Origin of the sequence: Streptomyces sp. NRRL S-495 (genome assembly GCF_000966955.1) — a bacterium.
In the GTDB taxonomy this organism is placed as follows: Bacteria; Actinomycetota; Actinomycetes; order Streptomycetales; family Streptomycetaceae; genus Kitasatospora; species Kitasatospora purpeofusca.
This window is the reverse complement of record NZ_JZWY01000563.1, coordinates 1-3741: the sequence shown is the minus strand read 5'-3', so window position 1 is coordinate 3741 and position 3741 is coordinate 1. Positions and strand designations below refer to the sequence as shown.

The 3741-nt window shown below is 71.3% G+C and carries 2 protein-coding genes and 1 pseudogene; 1 reads left to right on the top strand and 2 read right to left on the bottom strand.

What is annotated here, in order from left to right; all coding sequences use genetic code 11:
• Window positions 1-787: pseudogene (locus VR45_RS42725) on the bottom strand (glycoside hydrolase); the annotation flags it as partial.
• A gap of 894 nt (window positions 788-1681) precedes the next feature.
• Here VR45_RS42725 and VR45_RS27305 point away from each other — a divergent pair.
• Window positions 1682-2599 (top strand): MBL fold metallo-hydrolase, encoded by a 918-nt coding sequence (locus VR45_RS27305; protein ID WP_045942501.1) that lies wholly within the window; start codon window positions 1682-1684, stop codon window positions 2597-2599.
• Between the two features lie 211 nt (window positions 2600-2810).
• Here the strand turns inward: VR45_RS27305 and VR45_RS27300 are convergent.
• On the bottom strand, window positions 2811-3741 hold a 931-nt coding region (locus VR45_RS27300), incomplete at its 5' end, for a non-reducing end alpha-L-arabinofuranosidase family hydrolase (RefSeq protein WP_045942500.1).

Here is a 3741-nt window from a genome sequence, read left to right as displayed (position 1 = left end):
GGTGCGAGCCGGTCATCTCGGCCTTCAGACCGCGCGCCCAACTGTTCGCGGCCCATTTGAAGACGATGCCGTGCATCGCGTACTCGGGTGCCAGGTTGCCGTAGTTGTGCACGGCCTGCTCGGGCGTCAGCCGGTAGGTCTCCTGGCCGCCGATCCTGGGCAGGCCGTTCATGTCCTGGGTGAAGGCGAAGTCCTCGAAGCCGACGCCTTCGACGGTCTTCAGCGGGGTGATCTTGCTGGAGTACGGGGTGCCGCTGCCGTTGATCGGCGGGGAGCCGTCCGACTCGGAGTTCACCGGCAGGTCCCACTCCAGCGCGCGGTCCAGGGTGACCGTCCTGGCGGTGGCGTCGACGCGGACGACCTTGAACATCTGCTGGCGCATGTGGAGCGCCTCGATCATGCTCGGGTCGGTGATGCCCTGCTGCGCGTAGAAGTTCCTGCTGTTGGCCGCGCCGATCCAGACGTAGCCGCCCGTCCGGAACCTCTTCATGTCGGTCTTGGCGTCCAGGCGGACGACGGACGACCCCTTCCGGGCGGAGTAGCCCGGGTCGCCGTCCCGGGCGGCCGGCTTCAGGCCGGAGACCCAGTGCTGGTTGACACTGCCCTCGAAGATGTCCTTGCGCATCGGGAGGGTCGTGGCCGCCTCCCAGTCGTCCTGGTACCGGGCCGCGACCTCCCGGGTCTGGACCCGGAACATGCCGCGCCCCGGCCAGATCCAGCCGCCCCCGCCGACGTCGCCGCCGGTCCCGGCCACCATGGAGTCCTGGTCCCAGCGGCCGTTGGCCACCTGGTCGTACCGGGTGCTGAGGTCGGGCCGGAAGACCAGCCGGGTGCCGCCCGCGCCGGAGCCCTTGCCCCGGAGGGTCAGGAAGTCGGCGTCGACGTAGATCTGGCNACGTAGATCTGGCGGGACAGGTCGACCCGGCCGGCGGGCAGTTCGACGAGGGAGAGGCGGTTGAAGTCGGCCTTGGGCGAGCACTGGGCCTTGATGTCGTCGATCGCCCGCTGCAGGCCGGCGGTGTCGTCGGCCCCGTCGTCGGCGCGCACCCCGTAGGCGGCGGCGAGCTTCTGCGGCGAGATGCGGCAGGCGGCGTCCTCGGTGAGGGCCGACTCGCCGCGCGGCAGGTCCTGCCCGCCCCGGTAGCCGACGCGCGACCAGTCCGGCATGCCGCTCGGCGGGGAGGTGCGGTTGGCGTAGCTGAGGTCCGGCTCCTCCGCGGCCGCGGAGGCGGTCTCGGAGGCGGCCGTGGGGGCTTCCTCGGATGCCGCGGCCGCGGAGGAGACCGCCGGTGGGGCGGGTGCCGGGGCCGCGGTGGCCGGTGCCGGTGCCGCGAGGGGGACCACCAGGGCGGCCAGGAGGGCCGCCGCTGGTCGGAGGTGTTTCATGTGGCCTCGTTTCCTGCGTCGTCGTGCCGTCGGCATGGGCGCGGCGGCCCGGACCGGGCTCACCCGTGCCGGGTGCCGGGGCGTCCGTTCCCATGCAGCAAGACCGGGCTCGCACCTCGTCTGTGACACCCCGTCGCTCCGGCTCCGGCGCGGTCGGCGGGTGTGCTGCGGCGGATTCGGACCGGGTGGCTGTCACAGACCGGACCGCTCGCCGGTCTGTAGGGACGACTGGACGGCGCAGCCCGCGGTGGCGCCGTCGAGGCCTCCGGCTGACGCCCTTCGTAAGGAGAACCCCATGACCCAGGCCAACCTCGCCCGCCCCGACGCGCCGGGACGCGACGAACCGGTCCCGTCGCGCTACGCGTTGAAGGTCGGTGACATCGACGTGCTGGTGATCAGCGACGGGGTGCTGCCGATCTCGCCCACCACGCTGGCCACCAACGCCGCCCCGGCCGACCTGAAGGCCTGGCTCGGGGACATGTACCTGCCGCTGGAGTCGATCAACTGGCCGCTGAACGTGTCCGTGGTGCGCAGCGGCGGCCGGACCGTCCTCGTCGACTCCGGTCTGGGGACGGAGTTCCCCGGCTTCCCGCGGGCCGGGCAGCTGGCCGCGCGACTGGACGCCGCCGGGATCGACCCCGGGTCGGTGACCGACGTGGTGCTCACCCACCTGCACATGGACCACATCGGCGGGCTGCTCGTCGAGGGGCTGCGGGGCCGGCTGCGTACGGACCTGCGGGTCCACCTGGCCGCGGCCGAGGCCGAGTTCTGGGCGGCGCCCGACTTCTCCCGCACCGACATGCCCGCACCGGTGCCGGATGTGCTCCGCACCACCGCCTCGCGGTTCCTCGATCTGTACCGCGGCCAGTTGCGGCCCTTCGAGCAGGAGTACGAGGTGGCGCCGGGCGTCCTGATCCGCCGCACCGGCGGTCACACCCCCGGTCACAGCATCATCCGCCTGGAGTCCGGCGGTGACCGGCTGACGTTCGCGGGCGACGCCGTGTTCCAGTGCGGGGACCGGAAGCCCGAGTGGCACAACGGCTTCGATCACGACCCCGAGGGGTCGGCCCGCATCCGGACCCGGCTCCTGACCGAAATGGCGTCGACCGGCGAGCAGCTGATGGCCAGTCACCTGCCCTTCCCGTCCGTCTGCCACGTGGCGGATGCCGGCAGCGGCACGTTCCGCTTCGTGCCGGCGGTCTGGGACTACTGACCTCCCGACCCGGACACCCCCGCCGTGCGCAGGAGGTCGACCCCGCCGACTTCCTGCGCACGGTGCGCCCGCACCCGGAGGAACCCCAGCCGACGCACGACTGGGGTTCCTCTTCACACGGCGGGCGGCGGCCGGTGGGCGGCGGGCGAAGATGCGTGTGCCGCCGACCGGTCGTCCGGCAATGTGGTGCGAGTGTTGCGGATCGGGCGGGTCAGCGCTGCAGCGTGAGGAGCCCCGGCCGCCACGGCAACTGGTCGTAGGGGCCGCTCGCGGTGGGGGACTTGCCCTGGTAGAGGAGTTGCAGGTGGCAGGGGTCGATGGTCATGGTCTGGTCGGGGTTGTCGCGGACCAGGTCGCCGTGGCTGATGTCGTTGGTCCAGGTGGCGCCGCTGTTGGCCTTGCCGGCGAAGGGGCTGCTCTCGCTGCCGGCCTGCGGGGTCCAGGAACCGTTCAGGCCGGTGGCCGTGAAGGAGCGGAAGTAGCGCCCGTTCGCCCCCATCGCCTCGACGATCATGAGGTACTGGTTCCGGTCCTTGACCTTGTAGACCTGCGGGGCCTCGAACAGGTTGGCCGTCGAGTCGCTCATGACGGTCGTGTACGAGGAGCCGAAGTTGCCCGGGAAGTTCCCGATCGGCATGCTCGCCCGGTAGATGCTGCCGTTGTCACCGGCGAAGAACAGGTACATGTTCTGGCCGTCGGCGATCAGGGTCTGGTCGATCGGACCGGTGCCGGAGTTGGGGATGCTGCCGGTGAACAGCGGCTGCGGGGAGGACCAGCCGTTGGGGTTGGCGGGGTCGCTCGACGTGCGGTAGATGAAGGGCCACGCACCCCACTGGTAGGCCAGCACCCAGATGTTCTTGGGTGCGAAGTAGAACAGCGTGGGCGCTACCGCGGCCTGGCCCATCCCGGTCTGGCCGGTCGACGCCATGTCCGACCAGTTGGTGAAGGGGCTGAACATCATCGAGCCGTACGACGACCCGGAGACGTTCGACGCGTAGACCAGGTGCTTGCCGTTGACCACCACGTCGGTGAAGTCCTTCACCGAGGCCCAGCCGTTGGCGGGCTGCGCCAACTGACCCGTCGAGGACCAGCGGTACGTCGTCGGCAGGGGGCAGCTGCCGCCCGACGGGTCGGTCCCGGAC